18 protein-coding genes are annotated in these 15433 nt (G+C 70.2%); 13 read left to right on the forward strand and 5 right to left on the reverse strand.

Annotation, left to right across the window (positions count from 1 at the left end):
• Positions 1-83: 83 nt before the first annotated feature.
• From AC2TEW_RS13620 to rfbA, 5 genes are all read right to left on the reverse strand, one after another.
• Positions 84-1355: an acyltransferase family protein gene (locus tag AC2TEW_RS13620; RefSeq protein WP_484623622.1), complete on the reverse strand. Its 1272-nt coding sequence runs from the start codon at positions 1353-1355 to the stop codon at positions 84-86.
• Positions 1356-1457: 102 nt separating this feature from the next.
• Positions 1458-2414 carry an NAD-dependent epimerase/dehydratase family protein gene (locus AC2TEW_RS13625; protein ID WP_484623623.1) on the reverse strand — a complete coding sequence of 319 codons (957 nt, stop codon included), beginning with the start codon at positions 2412-2414 and terminating at the stop codon, positions 1458-1460.
• A gap of 33 nt (positions 2415-2447) precedes the next feature.
• Entirely contained in the window at positions 2448-3350 is a 903-nt protein-coding gene (locus AC2TEW_RS13630; RefSeq protein ID WP_484623624.1) for a glycosyltransferase family 2 protein, read from the reverse strand.
• Positions 3351-3517: 167 nt separating this feature from the next.
• Positions 3518-4117, reverse strand: a complete 600-nt coding sequence (rfbC, locus tag AC2TEW_RS13635) for a dTDP-4-dehydrorhamnose 3,5-epimerase (protein ID WP_484623625.1) — start codon at positions 4115-4117, stop codon at positions 3518-3520.
• Positions 4114-4989, reverse strand: coding sequence for a glucose-1-phosphate thymidylyltransferase RfbA (rfbA, locus tag AC2TEW_RS13640; protein WP_484623626.1), 876 nt, complete (start codon positions 4987-4989; stop codon positions 4114-4116). The genes rfbC and rfbA overlap by 4 nt, the downstream gene beginning before the upstream one ends.
• Before the next feature lie 82 nt (positions 4990-5071).
• Here rfbA and rfbB point away from each other — a divergent pair, with 82 nt between their 5' ends.
• The 13 genes from rfbB (at position 5072) to rpsC (ending at position 15429) form a co-directional block, all read left to right on the forward strand.
• Positions 5072-6049 (forward strand): dTDP-glucose 4,6-dehydratase, encoded by a 978-nt coding sequence (rfbB, locus tag AC2TEW_RS13645; protein WP_484623627.1) that lies wholly within the window; start codon positions 5072-5074, stop codon positions 6047-6049.
• 16 nt (positions 6050-6065) lie between these two features.
• Positions 6066-7394, forward strand: coding sequence for a lipopolysaccharide biosynthesis protein (locus tag AC2TEW_RS13650; RefSeq protein ID WP_484623628.1), 1329 nt, complete (start codon positions 6066-6068; stop codon positions 7392-7394).
• A gap of 98 nt (positions 7395-7492) precedes the next feature.
• Complete coding sequence (locus tag AC2TEW_RS13655) at positions 7493-7894, forward strand: DUF2304 family protein (RefSeq protein WP_484623629.1); 402 nt, start codon at positions 7493-7495, stop codon at positions 7892-7894.
• The gene (locus AC2TEW_RS13660) at positions 7891-8667 is read left to right on the forward strand and encodes a glycosyltransferase family 2 protein (RefSeq protein ID WP_484623630.1); all 777 of its coding nucleotides are present in this window, start codon (positions 7891-7893) and stop codon (positions 8665-8667) included. The genes AC2TEW_RS13655 and AC2TEW_RS13660 overlap by 4 nt, the downstream gene beginning before the upstream one ends.
• 112 nt (positions 8668-8779) lie before the next feature.
• On the forward strand, positions 8780-10552 hold the full coding sequence (locus AC2TEW_RS13665; protein WP_484623631.1) for a hypothetical protein: 1773 nt from the start codon (positions 8780-8782) through the stop codon (positions 10550-10552).
• A 506-nt stretch (positions 10553-11058) separates the two neighbouring features.
• On the forward strand, positions 11059-11367 hold the full coding sequence (gene rpsJ / locus AC2TEW_RS13670) for a 30S ribosomal protein S10 (RefSeq protein WP_012785157.1): 309 nt from the start codon (positions 11059-11061) through the stop codon (positions 11365-11367).
• A gap of 14 nt (positions 11368-11381) precedes the next feature.
• Positions 11382-12029: a 50S ribosomal protein L3 gene (gene rplC, locus AC2TEW_RS13675; protein ID WP_033824234.1), complete on the forward strand. Its 648-nt coding sequence runs from the start codon at positions 11382-11384 to the stop codon at positions 12027-12029.
• 4 nt (positions 12030-12033) lie between these two features.
• A complete protein-coding gene (rplD, locus tag AC2TEW_RS13680; RefSeq protein WP_033824233.1) occupies positions 12034-12711 on the forward strand; it encodes a 50S ribosomal protein L4 in 678 nt (225 codons plus the stop codon).
• On the forward strand, positions 12711-13034 hold the full coding sequence (rplW, locus tag AC2TEW_RS13685) for a 50S ribosomal protein L23 (protein ID WP_484623632.1): 324 nt from the start codon (positions 12711-12713) through the stop codon (positions 13032-13034). The genes rplD and rplW overlap by 1 nt, the downstream gene beginning before the upstream one ends.
• A gap of 35 nt (positions 13035-13069) precedes the next feature.
• On the forward strand, positions 13070-13906 hold the full coding sequence (gene rplB / locus AC2TEW_RS13690) for a 50S ribosomal protein L2 (RefSeq protein WP_033824231.1): 837 nt from the start codon (positions 13070-13072) through the stop codon (positions 13904-13906).
• An 11-nt stretch (positions 13907-13917) separates the two neighbouring features.
• A complete protein-coding gene (rpsS, locus tag AC2TEW_RS13695; RefSeq protein ID WP_033824230.1) occupies positions 13918-14199 on the forward strand; it encodes a 30S ribosomal protein S19 in 282 nt (93 codons plus the stop codon).
• 58 nt (positions 14200-14257) lie between these two features.
• Positions 14258-14605: a 50S ribosomal protein L22 gene (gene rplV / locus AC2TEW_RS13700; protein ID WP_033824229.1), complete on the forward strand. Its 348-nt coding sequence runs from the start codon at positions 14258-14260 to the stop codon at positions 14603-14605.
• On the forward strand, positions 14605-15429 hold the full coding sequence (gene rpsC / locus AC2TEW_RS13705; RefSeq protein WP_033824228.1) for a 30S ribosomal protein S3: 825 nt from the start codon (positions 14605-14607) through the stop codon (positions 15427-15429). Before rplV ends, rpsC begins: the two co-directional genes overlap by 1 nt.
• Positions 15430-15433: the final 4 nt, after the last annotated feature.

Below are 15433 nucleotides of genomic sequence, written 5' to 3' on the forward strand. Positions count from 1 at the left end.
GGTGTGGGGGGGGAAGAGGGAAGGGGACAGTGACCCGTGGGGCCACCCCCCCCCCCACGGCCCGTTCCGACGTCCCTACCGGGTCAGGCCCTGACCCGGGGCGCGGTGGTCGGCTGCTGGGGGTCGGCAGCGGTGGCGCCGGACCGGTCGGCGGCCGGTCCCTGGGCACCGGGCCCGCCGCGGCGGGCCTTGAGCCGGGCGATCGGCCCGGGCGTCCAGTCCTTCAGCCGCATCGCCGGCGACTCGATCAGGTACCAGGAGATCGCGGCGAGCACCACGGTGCCCGCCAGCGCGCAGGCGAAGTAGCCGAGCTTCCCGTACTTCACGAATCCGAGCATCGCCAGCGCCTGCTCCACGGTGAAGCCGTAGATGTAGATGCCGTAGGAGAAGTCCCGGTTGCGCCCGATCCGCTGGAACGGCCGGGGCAGCCGGATGGCGAGCCAGAAGAGCAGGTACGCGAAGGCCGGGTAGCCGATCACGAACAGGCCGCCCCAGCGCATGGTCACCGCCAGGGTGAGCAGCGCGGCCAGCGCCAGGCCGTCGTGGACCGGGATCCGCTCCCGGTACAGCTGGACGGTGGCGCCCAGCAGGAACGCGAAGCCCAGGTGGATCAGGAAGTGGACGGACATGCCGCCGAGCAGCGGGACGTCCACGTAGGTGTTCATGTCCCCGGGGATGCCCCGCCAGCCGGGCGCGTTGATCCAGTCGTTGAGGATCAGGATCCACAGCGCCGTCATGGCCAGCGGCACGAACCGGCGGGCCCGCATCAGCACGCCGCCGGCCGCGAGCAGGCCGACCACGACGTAGCAGAGCAGCTCGTACTTGAGCGACCACAGGGCGCCGTTGACGCTCTGGTCGTAGTTGGTGCCCCGCTTGATGCCCTCCGCGATGGTGCCGGAGACGTCCCAGCCACCGCTCAGCGAGGTGTTCCAGGTGCCCATCAGGTAGTGGCGCGGGCCGTTGGGGTGGCTCCAGAACCCGTCCAGCGACCCGTGCTGCCAGTGGTACAGCAGCGGCATGATCACCAGGACCGAGATCAGCAGCGAACCCCACAGGCCGGGCATGATCCGCAGGATGCGGTGCCAGCTGTAGCGGCCGATGGTGGTGCGGCGGCCGCTGCCGGTGATCATGAAACCGGACAGGACGAAGAAGCCCACCACGGCCATCTTGCCGATGTCGGTCTGCTGGCCGCTGCGCAGCCACAGCGGATCCAGATGGCCGTAGCCGAGCGGGTACACGTGGGAGACCACCACGGAGGTGGCCAGCAGGAGTCGCAGCAGCCCGAAGCTGTTCGCACGGCCCGAGAAGAGCTCTGCCAACGTGCCTCGGGAGTGGAGCAGACCGGTCGGTCTCATGGATTCCTCAAGTCTGGTCGGGACGGGGCCGGTAGCCGGGTGACGCCTGGACGAAGGCCGTGGAGGCCGGTGCCCGCGGATGGGGCCGACCCGCTCCGGGTGCTACGGCGCGGACGGGGACCCGACCTGTGCCTGCCAGAGTGCCGCAACCGCCTCTCGCAGCGTACGGCGGGGGGCCCAGCCGAGCTGTTCGGCGGCCAGCGCGATGTCGAGCTGCTGCCACTCCGTCTCCGGACCGGTGCCCTCGGGCGCGGGCACCTCGGTGACCTCGGTGGGCACCCCGCTCTCCTCGATCAGCAGCTCGACGAGCAGCCGCGCGGAGCTGGCCGAGCCGGTACCGATGTTGACCACGGGGGCCGTGGTCCGGGTGCCGACGGCGGTCAGCACGGCGTCCACGGTGTCGGTGAGGTCGACGAAGTCGCGCTGCGCGGTGAGCGGGGCCAGCGACAGCTGGGCGTTCTGCCCGGCCAGCCGGGCCGCGTCCAGCTTCGCGGCCATCACACCGAGCAGGCTGTGCCCGGGCTGGCCGGCGCCGACCACGTTGCCGAGCCGCAGCACCACGCCGTCGATCCGGCCGGCGGCGACGGCCCGCGCCACGGACTCGGTGGCGGCCAGTTTGAGCTTGCCGTACTCCATCACGGGTGCGGCGGGGTCGCTCTCCCGCTGGCTGGTGCCGATCGGCGCCATGCCGTACTCGTGCACCGTGCCGAGGTGGATCAGCCGGGCCGGCGCGGCCATCGCGGAGACCGCCTCCACCAGCCGGTCCACCAGGACGACGTTGGCCTCGTACATCTGCTCGTCGGTCAGGCCCCACATGCCGCCGGCGGCGTTGACCACGGCGTCGATCCGCTCGCCGTCGAGCAGCGCCGCCAGCTCGGCGGGCGCCGTCGTGCTGAGGTCGACCCGGGCGAAACGGCCGGGGAGCGCGGCGGGCGCGGTGCGGGCCAGCGAGAGGACCTCGTGGCCCTGCTCGACCAGACGGCCGACCAGCACCCGTCCGATGAAGCCGGTACCACCCAGGACGGCGACGCGGGCCGGGGCCGCGTGAGGTGCGGACATGACGGGGTTGCTCCTAGCGGGAGGGTCGGAGGTTCAGCGGGGCTGGGCGGCGGTCGACGTGGCGTTGCGGACCAGGGTCCTGGCCCCGTCCCACTGCTTGGCGCGCAGCGCGCCGGGCACCAGGGTGAGGGCGTGGATCCGGGCCGAGAGGTGCAGCCGGGACGCCTTGGCCGCGCGGTGCCAGCCCTGCGCGTCCAGCCGGTCCGCCACGTCCAGGAAGTACCGGCGGGCCTCGGCGAAGCGGGCACCGGAGAAGGCCGAGGTGGCCGAGATGCTGACGTTGTGCCGGCGGTACTGGAAGCAGCGGGTGTCGTCGATCACGACCTGCTCGCCGGCCTGCAGCAGGTCGATCACCAGGGCCAGGTCCTGGATGATCTCGACGTCGTCGCGGAAGCCCATCGCCCGGACGGCCTCGGTGCGCCAGCACAGCGACGGGAAGTACAGCCAGTTGCCCCGCAGCAGGCTGGTCGCCAGCTCCTCGCCGCCCATCACCCGGCGCCCCTGCAGCTTCGGCGCGTAGATCCGGCGCTTCGCCTCGTCCGCCAGCGTCTTGCTGGGCCGGCCGTCGCTGTCGATCACCTCGACGCCGGGCTGCACGATGGCCACCCCGGGGTGGGCCGCCACGCAGGCGCGCACCGTCTCGACGTAGTTGGGCAGCATGATGTCGTCGGTGCCCATGAAGACCATGTACTCGTGCTCGGCCAGGCCCAGGCACTTGCGGTAGTTGCCGGTGACCCCGAGGTTCTGCTCGTTGCGGAAGTACCGGACCCGCTCGTCGCCGAGCTGCGCGAACCACTCCGGGACGCCCGGCTCCTTGCCGTCGTCCACGACGGTCAGCCGCCAGTCCCGGTCGGTCTGCGCGAGCACGCTGTGGACCGCGGCCTTCATCAGTGCGACGTCGCCGTAGTACGGGAGCAGCACGTCCAGTGTGGTCATGGTGGCAGGCACATCCGCTGGTAGAGGGGCAGCCGCAGGTGGTCCTCCGGCGGGGTCATCATACTGACCGCCGGATCGGCGGGTTCCGCCCGAAGGGCCGCAAACGCGGCACCCCGTGACCGCCGGGGTCACGGGGTGCGGGCCGGGCGCGGGCGGGCCGGACCGGCTCAGACGGTCCGCAGGCCGCGGTAGAAGTCCTGGCAGGCCCGGTAGTCCGGCAGCAGCCCGGAGGCGAGCGCCTCGGCCAGCGAGGGCGCGGCGTCGTCGCGGGCGGAGAGCACCGGGGCGTCGGTCGGCCACTCGATGCCGAGGTCCGGGTCGAGCGGGTGCACCGCGTGCTCGCCGGTCGGGTTGTAGGTCTCCGAGCACACGTAGGAGAGCGTGGCGTCGTCGGACAGCGCGCAGAAGCCGTGGCCGACGCCCTCCGGGATGTACACCGAGCGGCGGTCCACATCGTCCAGCCGCACGAACTCCCAGGTGCCGAAGGTGGGGGAGCCGACCCGGAGGTCGACGACCACGTCGAGCACCGCGCCGCGCACGCAGCTGACGTACTTGGCCTGGCCGGGCGGCACGTCGGCGAAGTGGATCCCGCGGACCACGTCCTTGGCCGACACGGAGAGGTTGCCCTGGGCCATCCGCAGGGGGTGGCCGACCACCTCGGACAGCCGGTCGAAGCGGTACCACTCCATGAACAGCCCGCGCGGGTCGCCGTGCTGCTGCGGGGTCACCTCGAACGCGCCGCCGATGGACAGCTCGCGGAACTTCACCGGGCGTTCTCCTCGTCGAGCAGGGCCAGCAGGTACTCGCCGTACCCGCTCTTGCGCAGCGGCTCGGCGAGCTCGCGCAGCTGGTCGGAGCTGATCAGGCCGGCCCGCCAGGCGGTCTCCTCCAGGCAGCCGATCTTGAAGCCTTGGCGCTCCTCGATGACCCGGACGAACTCCGAGGCCTGCACCATCGACACGAACGTGCCGGTGTCCAGCCAGGCGGTGCCGCGGTCGAGGATGGTCACGTGCAGCTGGCCCGCGTCGAGGTACGCCTCGTTGACGGCGGTGATCTCCAGCTCGCCGCGCGCGCTGGGCTTCAGGCCGGCCGCGATCTTCACGACCTGGTTGTCGTAGAAGTACAGGCCGGGCACCGCGTAGCGGGACTTCGGCGCGGTCGGCTTCTCCTCGATCGAGAGCACCCGCCCGTCCTCGGCGAACTCCACCACGCCGTACGCGGTCGGGTCCGCCACCGGGTAGGCGAAGACCCGTCCGCCGACCGGCTCGGTGTGCTGGGCGAGCCGGGTGCCCAGGCCGCTGCCGTGGAAGATGTTGTCGCCGAGGATCAGCGCGACCGGCTCGTCGCCGATGAAGTCGGCGCCGAGCACGAAGGCCTGGGCGATGCCCTCAGGGCGCTCCTGGACCGCGTACTCGAGCTTCAGGCCGAACTGCGAGCCGTCGCCCAGCAGCCGCGTGAACTGCTCCTGGTCCTGCGGGGTGGTGATGATCAGGATCTCGCGGATCCCCGCCATCACCAGGGTGGAGAGCGGGTAGTAGATCATGGGCTTGTCGAAGACCGGGAGGAGCTGCTTCGAGACGGCCCGGGTCAGGGGCCACAGTCGCGAGCCGGTGCCGCCCGCCAGGAGGATTCCACGCATGTCAGCACCTTATGTGAGGTCGGCGGCGGCCGGTCGACCCGGGGTCGGCCCCGAACGGCCAGCGGGTAGACTCCACCCCACTATGCGCATCCTCGTGACCGGCGGCGCCGGATTCATCGGTTCAGAATTTGTCCGTCAGCTGCTGGGCGCGGACGACTCCGCCCAGATCACCGTCTTCGACAAGCTGACCTACTCGGGCGTCGAGGCGAACCTCGCACCGGTCGCCGGCCACCAGGGCTACGCCTTCGTCCGCGGCGACATCTGCGACGTCGAGGCGGTCGACCAGGTGATGGCCGGTCACGACGTGGTCGTGCACTTCGCCGCCGAGTCCCACGTCGACCGGTCCATCGAGGGCGCGGGCCCGTTCGTCCTGACCAACGTGGTCGGCACCCAGGTGCTGCTGGACGCCGCCCGCAAGCACGGGGTCGGCCGATTCGTCCACGTCTCGACGGACGAGGTGTACGGCTCGATCTCCGAGGGCTCCTGGACCGAGACCTGGCCGCTCGCGCCGAACTCGCCGTACTCGGCGTCGAAGGCCGGTTCCGACCTGCTCGCGCTGGCCTACCACCGGACCCACGGCATGGACGTCGTGGTCACCCGCTGCTCCAACAACTACGGGCACTACCAGTTCCCGGAGAAGGTCATCCCGCTGTTCACCACCAACCTGCTCGACGGCAGGAAGGTGCCGCTGTACGGCAACGGCGGCAACATCCGCGACTGGCTGCACGTCTCGGACCACTGCCGCGGCATCGACCTGGCCATGCGCAAGGGCCGGGCCGGCGAGGTCTACAACATCGGCGGCGGCACCGAGATCACCAACAAGGAGCTGACCGGCCTGCTGCTCGACGCGGCCGGCGCCGGCTGGGACATGGTGGAGCCGGTCGCCGACCGCAAGGGCCACGACCTGCGCTACTCCCTGGACATCAGCAAGATCAGCGAGGAGCTGGGCTACGCGCCGCAGGTCCGCTTCGAGGACGGCCTCGCGGCGACCATCGCCTGGTACCGGGACAACCGCGACTGGTGGGAGCCGCTCAAGGCCCGCACCGCCCTGCACGGCTGAGCCCGGAGCCAGGACCGTGAGCAACCCGATTGCGCGGGTGTTCGGCGCGCTCCCGCCCGGAGTCCGGCTGGTGGCCGGCGGCACCGTCGTGCTGGGTGCGTCCTCCTACATCTACCTCGCCCTGGCGGGCTACAGCCTGACCGCGGCCGAGGTGGCCGGCGTCTCCGTGCTGTGGACCGTGGTGATGTCCGTCGGGTACGGGTTGTTCTCCCCGGTCGAGCTGGAGCTGACCCGGCTGGTGTCGGCCCGGGACGTCGCCGGCCACGGACCGCTGCCGGCCGTCCGCCGGGTGCTGGCCCTGGCCGGCGCGGTGCTGGCCGCGGTCCTCGCGGTGATCGGGTTCGCGGCGCGGCCGATCGCCGACCGCCTGCTCGGCGGCGACCTCGCGCTGGTGGCCGGTCTGGGCGGTGCGATGGTCGGACTGGCCGTCAGCTCGGTGGTCCGCGGCGCGCTCGCCGGCCTCGGCAACTTCCGCGCCTACGGCTCCCAGCTGGCGGTCGACGGCGGACTGCGGATCGGCCTGGCGGCCCTGCTGCCGGCGTTCGGCCTGCACTCGGCGCTGGCGTTCAGCCTGATCCTGGTGGTGGCCCCGCTGGCCGCCTCGGTGATCGGCCTGCGGTCGGTGCTCGCCGACCGCCGCGGCGGTCCGGCCCCGGCCTGGCCCGGCCTGGTGCGCGGGATCGCCCTGCTGACCGGCTCGACACTGCTCGCCCAGCTGATGGTCAACGCCGCGGTGGTCAGCGTGAAGCTGCTCTCCGCCGACGCGGTGGTCCTGGTCGGCGCGCTGCTCAACGCCGTGGTGCTGGCCCGGGTGCCGCTGTTCGCCTACGCCGCGATCCAGGCCTCCCTGGTGTCGGCGCTGTCCGGCGCCGCGGCGGCCGGTGACCACCAGGAGTTCCGCAAGGTGCTGTCCCGGACGGCGGCCATCGTCGCCGGGATGTGCACCGTGGCCGGCCTGCCCACCGTGGTGCTCGGCCCGTGGCTGATCCAGCTGCTCTTCAACGCCCAGCCGGTGCTCGGCCGGGCGGACTTCCTGTGGCTGGTGCTCGGGACCCTGTTCTTCATGCTCGCCACGGTCTTCGGCCAGGCCCTGATGTCGCTCGGGCGCCACCGGCACCAGCTGTTGTCCTGGGTGTGCGGCACCGTTGCCCTGGTGGCCGTCACCCTGCTGCCCGGGGACACCGGGACCCGTGCCGAACTGGGCTACCTGGCTGGTGCTGCCGTGAGCGCGGCTGGCATGCTGTGGTCGCTGGTCCGCTCGCTGCCCCGGACACGGCAACCGGTCCTCGCCGACCGCGCGACCGCCGACGGGCACAGCCCCGCCTCATCGATACCCGGCCCCTGAGACAGCTATGCGCAGTGCGTGTGAAGAATATGCGTTCGACACCCCTAAGATGTCTCAGTGATCGCCACGCCCACTGCCGCTGAAAGGCGTAACCCGTCGTGCGACTAACGATCATCACCTCGATCACCGGTGTGCTGGTGGTCGCCTACATCCTCGAACTGCTGCGCCGGCAGCAGCTGCGGGAGAAGTACGCGGCCATCTGGCTCCTGATCGGCCTGGCCGTGGCCCCGCTGGGCTTCTTCCCCACCGTCCTGGACTCCACCGCGCGCAAGCTGGGCATCGCCTCCGGCGTCAGCCTGGTGCTGTTCGCCGGCTTCGTCCTGGTCCTGCTGGTGTGCCTGCACCTCAGCTGGGAGGCCAGCCAGCTGGAGGCGGAGACCAGGAGCCTGTCGGAGGAGGTCGCCCTGCTCCGTTCCCACCTGGTGGAACACCACGGCTACCCGGTCCGCAAGCAGGACCCGACCACGGCGCTCGCCGACACCACCGAGGTGCACTCATGATCGACGGCCTGCGGGTCCTCATCATCCTGCCCGCCCTGAACGAGGCCGAGGGCCTGCCGGGCGTGCTGAAGGAGATCAAGACCCAGCTGCCCGGGGTGGACACCCTGGTCGTCGACGACGGGTCGACCGACGGGACCGCCGCCGTGGCCACCGCCTGCGGCTCCCCGGTGGTCCAGCTGCCGTACAACCTCGGGGTGGGCGGGGCCATGCGGCTCGGCTACCGCTACGCGTACCTGCACGGGTACGACGTGGCCATCCAGGTCGACTCGGACGGCCAGCACGACCCGGTCTACGTGCCGCTGCTGCTGGAGAAGCTGAAGGAGGCCGACCTCGCGATCGGCGCCCGCTTCGACGGCGAGGGCAACTACAAGGTGCGCGGCCCGCGCAAGTGGGCGATGGGCCTGCTCTCCAAGGTGCTCTCCCGGATCACCCGGACCAGGCTCACCGACACCACCTCCGGTTTCCGTGCCTGCAACCGGCAGCTGATCGAGTTCTTCGCCCAGTGGTACCCGGTGGAGTACCTCGGCGACACGATCGAGAGCATGGTCGGCGCGGCCCGCTGCGGCTTCGTGGTCCGGCAGGTGCCGGTGGCCATGCGCGAGCGCACCACCGGGACGCCGAGCGCGTCCCCCTTCAAGGCGACCATCTACCTCGCCCGGGCCGGCCTGGTCCTGCTGCTCGCCCTGATCCGGCGGATGCCGAAGCACCTCAAGGACATCGCCGCCGCCGACCGCACCCCGGCCGTCCAGCGCGAGCTGGTCGCCGGGGGCTGAGCCGGCCCGCGGCCCGGGGCGGGCGGCACGTCCGCCCCGGGCCGGACCAGGTGGCATCCACGGGGGAGCCGCCCGACCCGCGGCAGCACGCCGCCTCATGAAAGCGATCGATATGACTGACCTGGTCGACGACCCGGTGAGCGGTGCCCGACCCGACAGCGGCGTGACGTCCTCCGCCACCGAGGAGGCGGCCGGCACCCGGGTGCCGCGCTTCAAGCCGTGGCAGCTGCGGCTGGCCGAGGGCGGGGTCAGCGTCATCGCCGCACTGTGCTTCCTGCGGCTGTGCATGCACATCAGCGTCAACCCGCTCCTGCGGATCGGGCAGGTCAGCGGCCTGGCCAAGGTGCAGCAGTACGGCGCCCTGCTGGGCCTGCCGCTGCTGGCACTGCTGCTGTACGCCGCCTACCGCGGCACCTTCCAGCGCTTCCAGGTGGTCCAGCGGCTGGTCTGCGCGGCGCTGGCGGGCCTGGCCACCGGCGCGGTCGCCGGCGGCATCGCGGTCGCCCTGCACGGCACCCCGTTCGGCCTGGGCGGCCAGGAGGGCGACCCGGGCAACGTCATGGGCATGGCGAACGACATGATCCGCGGCGACGGCCTGCCCGGCGTCTACCCGCCGCTCTTCCCGGCCCTGCTCGCCCTGGTGGCCGACACCTTCCACCACGGCGTCGCCGGCGTCGGCTACGCCATGAAGGACCTCCAGCTGCTGTGCACCGCGCTGGCCGGGCCGCTGGCGTACCTCGCCTGGCGGCTGATGCTGCGCCCGGTGTGGGCGGCGCTGATCGCCATCCCGTCGGCGATCGTCTTCATGGACCCGATCCGCCCGTACAGCCACATCACCATGATCGTCATGGTCCCGATGCTGGCCGGCTACCTGCGCGAGCTGCGTCGCGCGCACGAGCTGTCGCGGCGCTCGACGGTGCTGCGCTCGGCCGGCTTCGGCGCCTCCTTCGGGCTGCTCTTCCTCTGGTACTCGGGCTGGTTCGTGTGGACCGCCCCCGGCGTGCTGGTGCTCGCGCTCTTCCTGGTGCCGTGGCGCCAGGGCCGCGCCCGGCTCCGCCGGGCCCTGCTCTCGCTGGGCGTCACCCTGCTGAGCGCGGCCGTGGTCGGCGCACCGCTGCTGATCCAGATGGTCCGGCTGGGCGCGACCACCAAGGACCGCTACGCGTACGTGATGACGTACCTCGACCCGGCCTACGTGATGGGGTGGATCTCCGACCGCGAGGGCCGCGAGAACTACCACACCTTCCCGGACGTCGGTGAGCTGGCCGGGCAGAACGCCTTCACCCTGCTGCTGCTCGCCGCGGTGGCGCTCGCGATCGGCTTCGGCCTGCGCAGCATCGCCGTCCGGACCACGCTGGCCGGCCTGGTCAGCGCCTGGCTGCTGCGGTTCTGGTTCGCCTCCCACATGGAGCACGACCAGGCGGTGCAGCTCTACCCCCGGACCACCTGGATCATCATGTACAGCCTGATGATCCTCGGTGTGCTGGGCCTGATGTTCACCACCCAGCGGGTGGTCGGCTGGCTGCGGACGGTGGGCGGCGACACCCCCGGCGCCCGGATCTCGCCGATCGCGGTCGGCCGGCTCGGCGCCGGCGTGCTGTGCGGCCTGGCCCTGTTCGCCACCGTCGGGGCCTCCTGGTCGGCCAACCGCTACATGCCGACCACCGAGATCGGCGTCGAGGACATGGGCCTGGACGCCTACCGGGCGCACTTCATCCAGCAGCAGAACGGCAAGTGCCCCAAGTACGCGGGCAGCAAGGGCTGTTCGCCGATCAACATGGACCTGGCCGAGTACACCTTCGGTCCGGACGACTTCAAGCTGTTCTGCGGGAACGCGACCGCGGAGGAGTGGCCGGTCCTCTGCGGGCGCAAGCGCCCCTGGTAGACCGCCGCGGCGGAACGCTCTCCCGATCGGCCCCGGGCCCGGCGTGGTGCACTCCATGCCGGGCCCGATTGGCTTATCGGGTGCCGGATGTGGCAAGATGTCCAAGTTGCTCGGTTGAGTGCCGATGCTGCGCGCCTCCCGTCGGGAGGACCGGAAGCGAGTCCCATGTACTCGTCGTTCCCGTGATGGCCGTTCATGTGTTCACGTGCGGTATGTGAATGCAGTGGTGTGTAGTCGACACCGCGGCAGCTGCGGGGCGGACGTACGGGAATCTTCCGGGAAGCGTGTGCGGGGCCTCGATCCGGCGCCTGGTGGGTGCAAGACCTGCCGAACCGGCGGAAATCTGATCCCAGGGGGAACCCGGATCGGATTTTTTGCAAGCGGGAGTGCGACACGCCCGACCGCGTGGGTCGGACGGCAACCACCCAGGGGCGCCACCGGACCAGTCCACCCGGACGAACCCGGCAGTAGAAGCAGCAGACGAGACAAAGGACTACTGAGTAGCCATGGCGGGACAGAAGATCCGCATCCGGCTCAAGGCCTACGACCACGAGGTGATTGACTCCTCGGCGAAGAAGATCGTCGAGACCGTCATTCGCACTGGTGCGCAGGTCGCGGGCCCGGTGCCGCTGCCCACTGAGAAGAACGTGTACTGCGTCATCCGCTCGCCGCACAAGTACAAGGACTCGCGCGAGCACTTCGAGATGCGCACTCACAAGCGTCTGATCGACATCCTCGACCCGACCCCGAAGACCGTTGACTCGCTGATGCGCCTCGACCTTCCGGCCGGCGTCGACATCGAGATCAAGCTCTGAGAGGCGCGACGAAGATGGCAAAGCAGATTAAGGGCATCCTGGGCGAGAAGCTCGGCATGACCCAGGTCTGGGACGAGAACAACCGGATCGTTCCGGTGACCGTCGTCAAGGCCGGGCCCAATGTCGTGACCCAGGTCCACACCGCCGACAGCGCGAGCGGCTACGACGCCGTGCAGATCGGCTTCGGCGAGATCGACCCCCGCAAGGTGAACAAGCCCCTCGCGGGCCACTTCGCCAAGGCCGGTGTCACCCCGCGCCGCCACCTGGTCGAGCTGCGTACCTCGGACGCGTCCGAGTACACCCTCGGCCAGGAGATCACCGCTGAGCTGTTCGAGGCGGGTGTCAAGGTCGACGTGACCGGCACCTCCAAGGGCAAGGGCTTCGCCGGTGTCATGAAGCGTCACAACTTCAAGGGCCTCGGCGCCGGTCACGGCACCCAGCGCAAGCACCGTTCGCCCGGTTCCATCGGTGGCTGCGCCACCCCGGGTCGCGTGTTCAAGGGCATGCGGATGGCGGGTCGGATGGGCCACGAGCGTGTGACCACCCAGAACCTGACCGTGCACGCCGTTGACGCGGAGAAGGGCCTGCTCCTGATCAAGGGCGCAATCCCGGGCCCGAACGGCGGCCTCGTCCTCGTCCGCACCGCGGCGAAGGGGCTGTGAGGATATGAGCACCATTGACATCCTGTCGCCGGCCGGCGACAAGGCCGGCAGCCTCGAGCTGCCCGCCGAGATCTTCGACGCCAAGGTCAGCATCCCGCTGATGCACCAGGTCGTCGTGGCGCAGCTCGCTGCCGCCCGTCAGGGCACCCACAAGACCAAGACCCGTGGCGAGGTCCGCGGCGGCGGCAAGAAGCCGTACCGCCAGAAGGGCACCGGCCGCGCCCGTCAGGGCTCGACCCGTGCGCCGCAGTTCGCCGGTGGTGGCGTCGTGCACGGTCCCGTGCCGCGTGACTACTCGCAGCGGACCCCGAAGAAGATGATCGCTGCCGCCCTGCGCGGTGCGCTCACCGACCGGGCCCGCCACAACCGCATCCACGTCGTCACCGACGTGGTCGCGACCGAGGCGCCGTCGACCAAGGCCGCCAAGGGTCTGTTCGGCAAGATCACCGACCGCAAGAACGTCCTCCTGGTCGTCGAGCGTGCGGACGAGCTGGGCCTCAAGTCCGCTCGCAACCTGCCGAACGTGCACATCCTGGACGCCGGCCAGCTGAACACCTACGACGTGCTCGTCTCCGACGATGTGGTCTTCACCCAGGCTGCCTTCGAGCGTTTCGTGGCCGGTCCGGCCGCGTCCGCCAAGGCTGTTGCCGCTGAGGGCGAGCTCGAAGGGAGCGCCGCCTGATGGCTGCACAGATCACGAGCAAGACGTACACGGACCCCCGTGACGTCCTGGTGAAGCCGGTCATCTCCGAGAAGAGCTACTCGCTCCTCGACGAGAACAAGTACACGTTCATCGTGTCTCCGGACGCCAACAAGACCCAGATCAAGCAGGCCGTCGAGGCGGTCTTCTCGGTCAAGGTCGAGGCCGTCAACACGCTCAACCGTCAGGGCAAGCGCAAGCGCTCCAAGACGGGCTTTGGCAAGCGCAAGGACACCAAGCGCGCCATCGTGACGCTGGCCGAGGGCAACCGCATCGACATCTTCGGTGGTCCGGCCTCCGCCTGACGGGGTCGTGATCGTCGATAAGGACGAGGACGAAAATGGGTATCCGCAAGTACAAGCCGACTACGCCGGGCCGCCGTGGCTCCAGCGTGGCCGACTTCGTCGAAATCACGCGGTCCACGCCGGAGAAGTCGCTGGTTCGCCCCCTGCACAGCAAGGGCGGCCGTAACAACGCCGGTCGTGTCACCGCTCGCCACCAGGGTGGCGGTCACAAGCGCGCCTACCGCGTGATCGACTTCCGTCGTCACGACAAGGACGGCGTGCCGGCCAAGGTCGCTCACATCGAGTACGACCCCAACCGCACCGCGCGCATCGCGCTCCTGCACTACGCGGACGGCGAGAAGCGCTACATCATCGCCCCCCGCGGCGTTGCTCAGGGTGACCGGATCGAGAACGGCCCCGCGGCCGACATCAAGCCGGGCAACAACCTGCCGCTGCGCAACATCCCGGTTGGTACCACCATCCACGCGGTGGAGCTCCGTCCCGGTGGCGGTGCCAAGATGGCCCGCTCCGCCGGTGCCGGCATCCAGCTCCTCGCCCGTGAGGGTCGCATGGCGCACCTGCGCATGCCCTCCGGTGAGATCCGCCTGGTCGACGCCCGCTGCCGCGCCACCATCGGCGAGGTCGGCAACGCCGAGCAGTCGAACATCAACTGGGGCAAGGCCGGCCGTATGCGCTGGAAGGGCGTCCGCCCGACCGTGCGTGGTGTCGCCATGAACCCGATCGACCACCCGCACGGTGGTGGTGAGGGTAAGACCTCCGGTGGTCGTCACCCGGTCTCGCCGTGGGGCAAGCCCGAGGGCCGCACCCGTCGCCCGAACAAGGCGTCGGACAAGCTCATCGTGCGCCGCCGCAAGACCAACAAGAAGCGCTAGGAGCAGGTCAGATGCCGCGCAGTCTCAAGAAGGGCCCCTTCATCGACGGCCACCTTCTCAAGAAGGTGGACGCGCAGAACGAGGCGGGCACCCAGAACGTCATCAAGACCTGGTCCCGTCGTTCCGTGATCTTCCCGGCCATGCTCGGCCACACGATCGCGGTTCACGATGGCCGCAAGCACGTCCCGGTGTTCGTCACCGAGTCGATGGTCGGCCACAAGCTCGGCGAGTTCGCCCCCACGCGCACCTTCAAGGGGCACGTGAAGGAAGACCGCAAGTCGAAGCGTCGCTAAGCGTCGCGAGCTTGAGCGCCAGCAAGACTCAATGACTTACACCAGCAAGGGGACAACCATGGAAGCCAGGGCCCAGGCGCGGTACATCCGCGTCACGCCCATGAAGGCCCGCCGCGTGGTGGACCTCATCCGTGGCCTGAACGCCACGGAGGCCCAGGCGGTCCTGCGTTTCGCTCCGCAGGCCGCAACCGTGCCGGTCGGCAAGGTGCTCGACAGCGCCATCGCCAACGCCGTGCACAACTACAACCACAACAACGTGGACGACCTCGTGATCTCCGAGGCGTACGTTGACGAGGGCCCGACCCTGAAGCGGTTCCGCCCGCGTGCCCAGGGCCGTGCCTACCGGATCCGCAAGCGGACCAGCCACATCACCGTGGTCGTCAGCAGCAAGGAAGGGACCCGGTAATGGGCCAGAAGGTTAACCCGCACGGGTTCCGCCTCGGCATCAGCACGGACTTCAAGTCCCGCTGGTACGCCGACAAGCTGTACAAGGACTACGTCAAGGAAGACGTTGCCATTCGTCGCATGATGACGAAGGGCATGGAGCGGGCCGGCATCTCGAAGGTCGAGATCGAGCGCACCCGCGACCGCGTCCGCGTCGACATCCACACCGCGCGTCCGGGCATCGTCATCGGCCGCCGCGGCGCGGAGGCCGACAAGATCCGGGGCAACCTGGAGAAGCTGACCGGCAAGCAGGTCCAGCTGAACATCCTCGAGGTCAAGAACCCCGAGCTGGACGCCCAGCTCGTGGCTCAGGGCGTCGCGGAGCAGCTGTCCTCCCGCGTCTCCTTCCGTCGCGCCATGCGTAAGAGCATGCAGTCGACCATGAAGGCCGGCGCCAAGGGCATCAAGGTCCAGTGCTCCGGTCGTCTCGGCGGCGCCGAGATGAGCCGTTCGGAGTTCTACCGCGAGGGCCGTGTGCCGCTGCACACCCTTCGTGCGAACGTCGACTACGGCTTCTTCGAGGCCAAGACCACCTTCGGCCGCATCGGCGTGAAGGTCTGGATCTACAAGGGCGACGTCAAGAACATCGCCGAGGTCCGCGCTGAGAACGCCGCTGCCCGCTCGGGCAACCGCCCGGCCCGCAACGACGCCCGCCCCGCGCGTGGCGAGCGTGGCGGCGCCCGTGGTGGCGAGCGCGGTGGCCGTGGCCGTCGCCCGCAGGGCACCGAGGCTTCGGCCCCGGTGACCGAGGCTCCGGCTGCTGAGAACACCGGAACGGAGGCCTGACCCC

This window comes from Kitasatospora sp. NEAU-CNBT7, from assembly GCF_057220535.1.

What these genes read in the sequence shown, in the direction of transcription:
- rpsJ (WP_012785157.1), top strand. Translation starts at nt 11,059, where the DNA reads ATGGCGGGACAGAAGATCCGCATCCGGCTCAAGGCCTACGACCACGAG.
- rfbB (WP_484623627.1), top strand. Translation starts at nt 5,072, where the DNA reads ATGCGCATCCTCGTGACCGGCGGCGCCGGATTCATCGGTTCAGAATTT.
- rplV (WP_033824229.1), top strand. Translation starts at nt 14,258, where the DNA reads ATGGAAGCCAGGGCCCAGGCGCGGTACATCCGCGTCACGCCCATGAAG.
- rplB (WP_033824231.1), top strand. Translation starts at nt 13,070, where the DNA reads ATGGGTATCCGCAAGTACAAGCCGACTACGCCGGGCCGCCGTGGCTCC.
- rplW (WP_484623632.1), top strand. Translation starts at nt 12,711, where the DNA reads ATGGCTGCACAGATCACGAGCAAGACGTACACGGACCCCCGTGACGTC.
- rplC (WP_033824234.1), top strand. Translation starts at nt 11,382, where the DNA reads ATGGCAAAGCAGATTAAGGGCATCCTGGGCGAGAAGCTCGGCATGACC.
- AC2TEW_RS13665 (WP_484623631.1), top strand. Translation starts at nt 8,780, where the DNA reads ATGACTGACCTGGTCGACGACCCGGTGAGCGGTGCCCGACCCGACAGC.
- rplD (WP_033824233.1), top strand. Translation starts at nt 12,034, where the DNA reads ATGAGCACCATTGACATCCTGTCGCCGGCCGGCGACAAGGCCGGCAGC.
- rpsC (WP_033824228.1), top strand. Translation starts at nt 14,605, where the DNA reads ATGGGCCAGAAGGTTAACCCGCACGGGTTCCGCCTCGGCATCAGCACG.
- AC2TEW_RS13620 (WP_484623622.1), bottom strand. Translation starts at nt 1,355, where the DNA reads ATGAGACCGACCGGTCTGCTCCACTCCCGAGGCACGTTGGCAGAGCTC.
- rfbA (WP_484623626.1), bottom strand. Translation starts at nt 4,989, where the DNA reads ATGCGTGGAATCCTCCTGGCGGGCGGCACCGGCTCGCGACTGTGGCCC.
- AC2TEW_RS13660 (WP_484623630.1), top strand. Translation starts at nt 7,891, where the DNA reads ATGATCGACGGCCTGCGGGTCCTCATCATCCTGCCCGCCCTGAACGAG.
- AC2TEW_RS13630 (WP_484623624.1), bottom strand. Translation starts at nt 3,350, where the DNA reads ATGACCACACTGGACGTGCTGCTCCCGTACTACGGCGACGTCGCACTG.
- AC2TEW_RS13625 (WP_484623623.1), bottom strand. Translation starts at nt 2,414, where the DNA reads ATGTCCGCACCTCACGCGGCCCCGGCCCGCGTCGCCGTCCTGGGTGGT.
- rpsS (WP_033824230.1), top strand. Translation starts at nt 13,918, where the DNA reads ATGCCGCGCAGTCTCAAGAAGGGCCCCTTCATCGACGGCCACCTTCTC.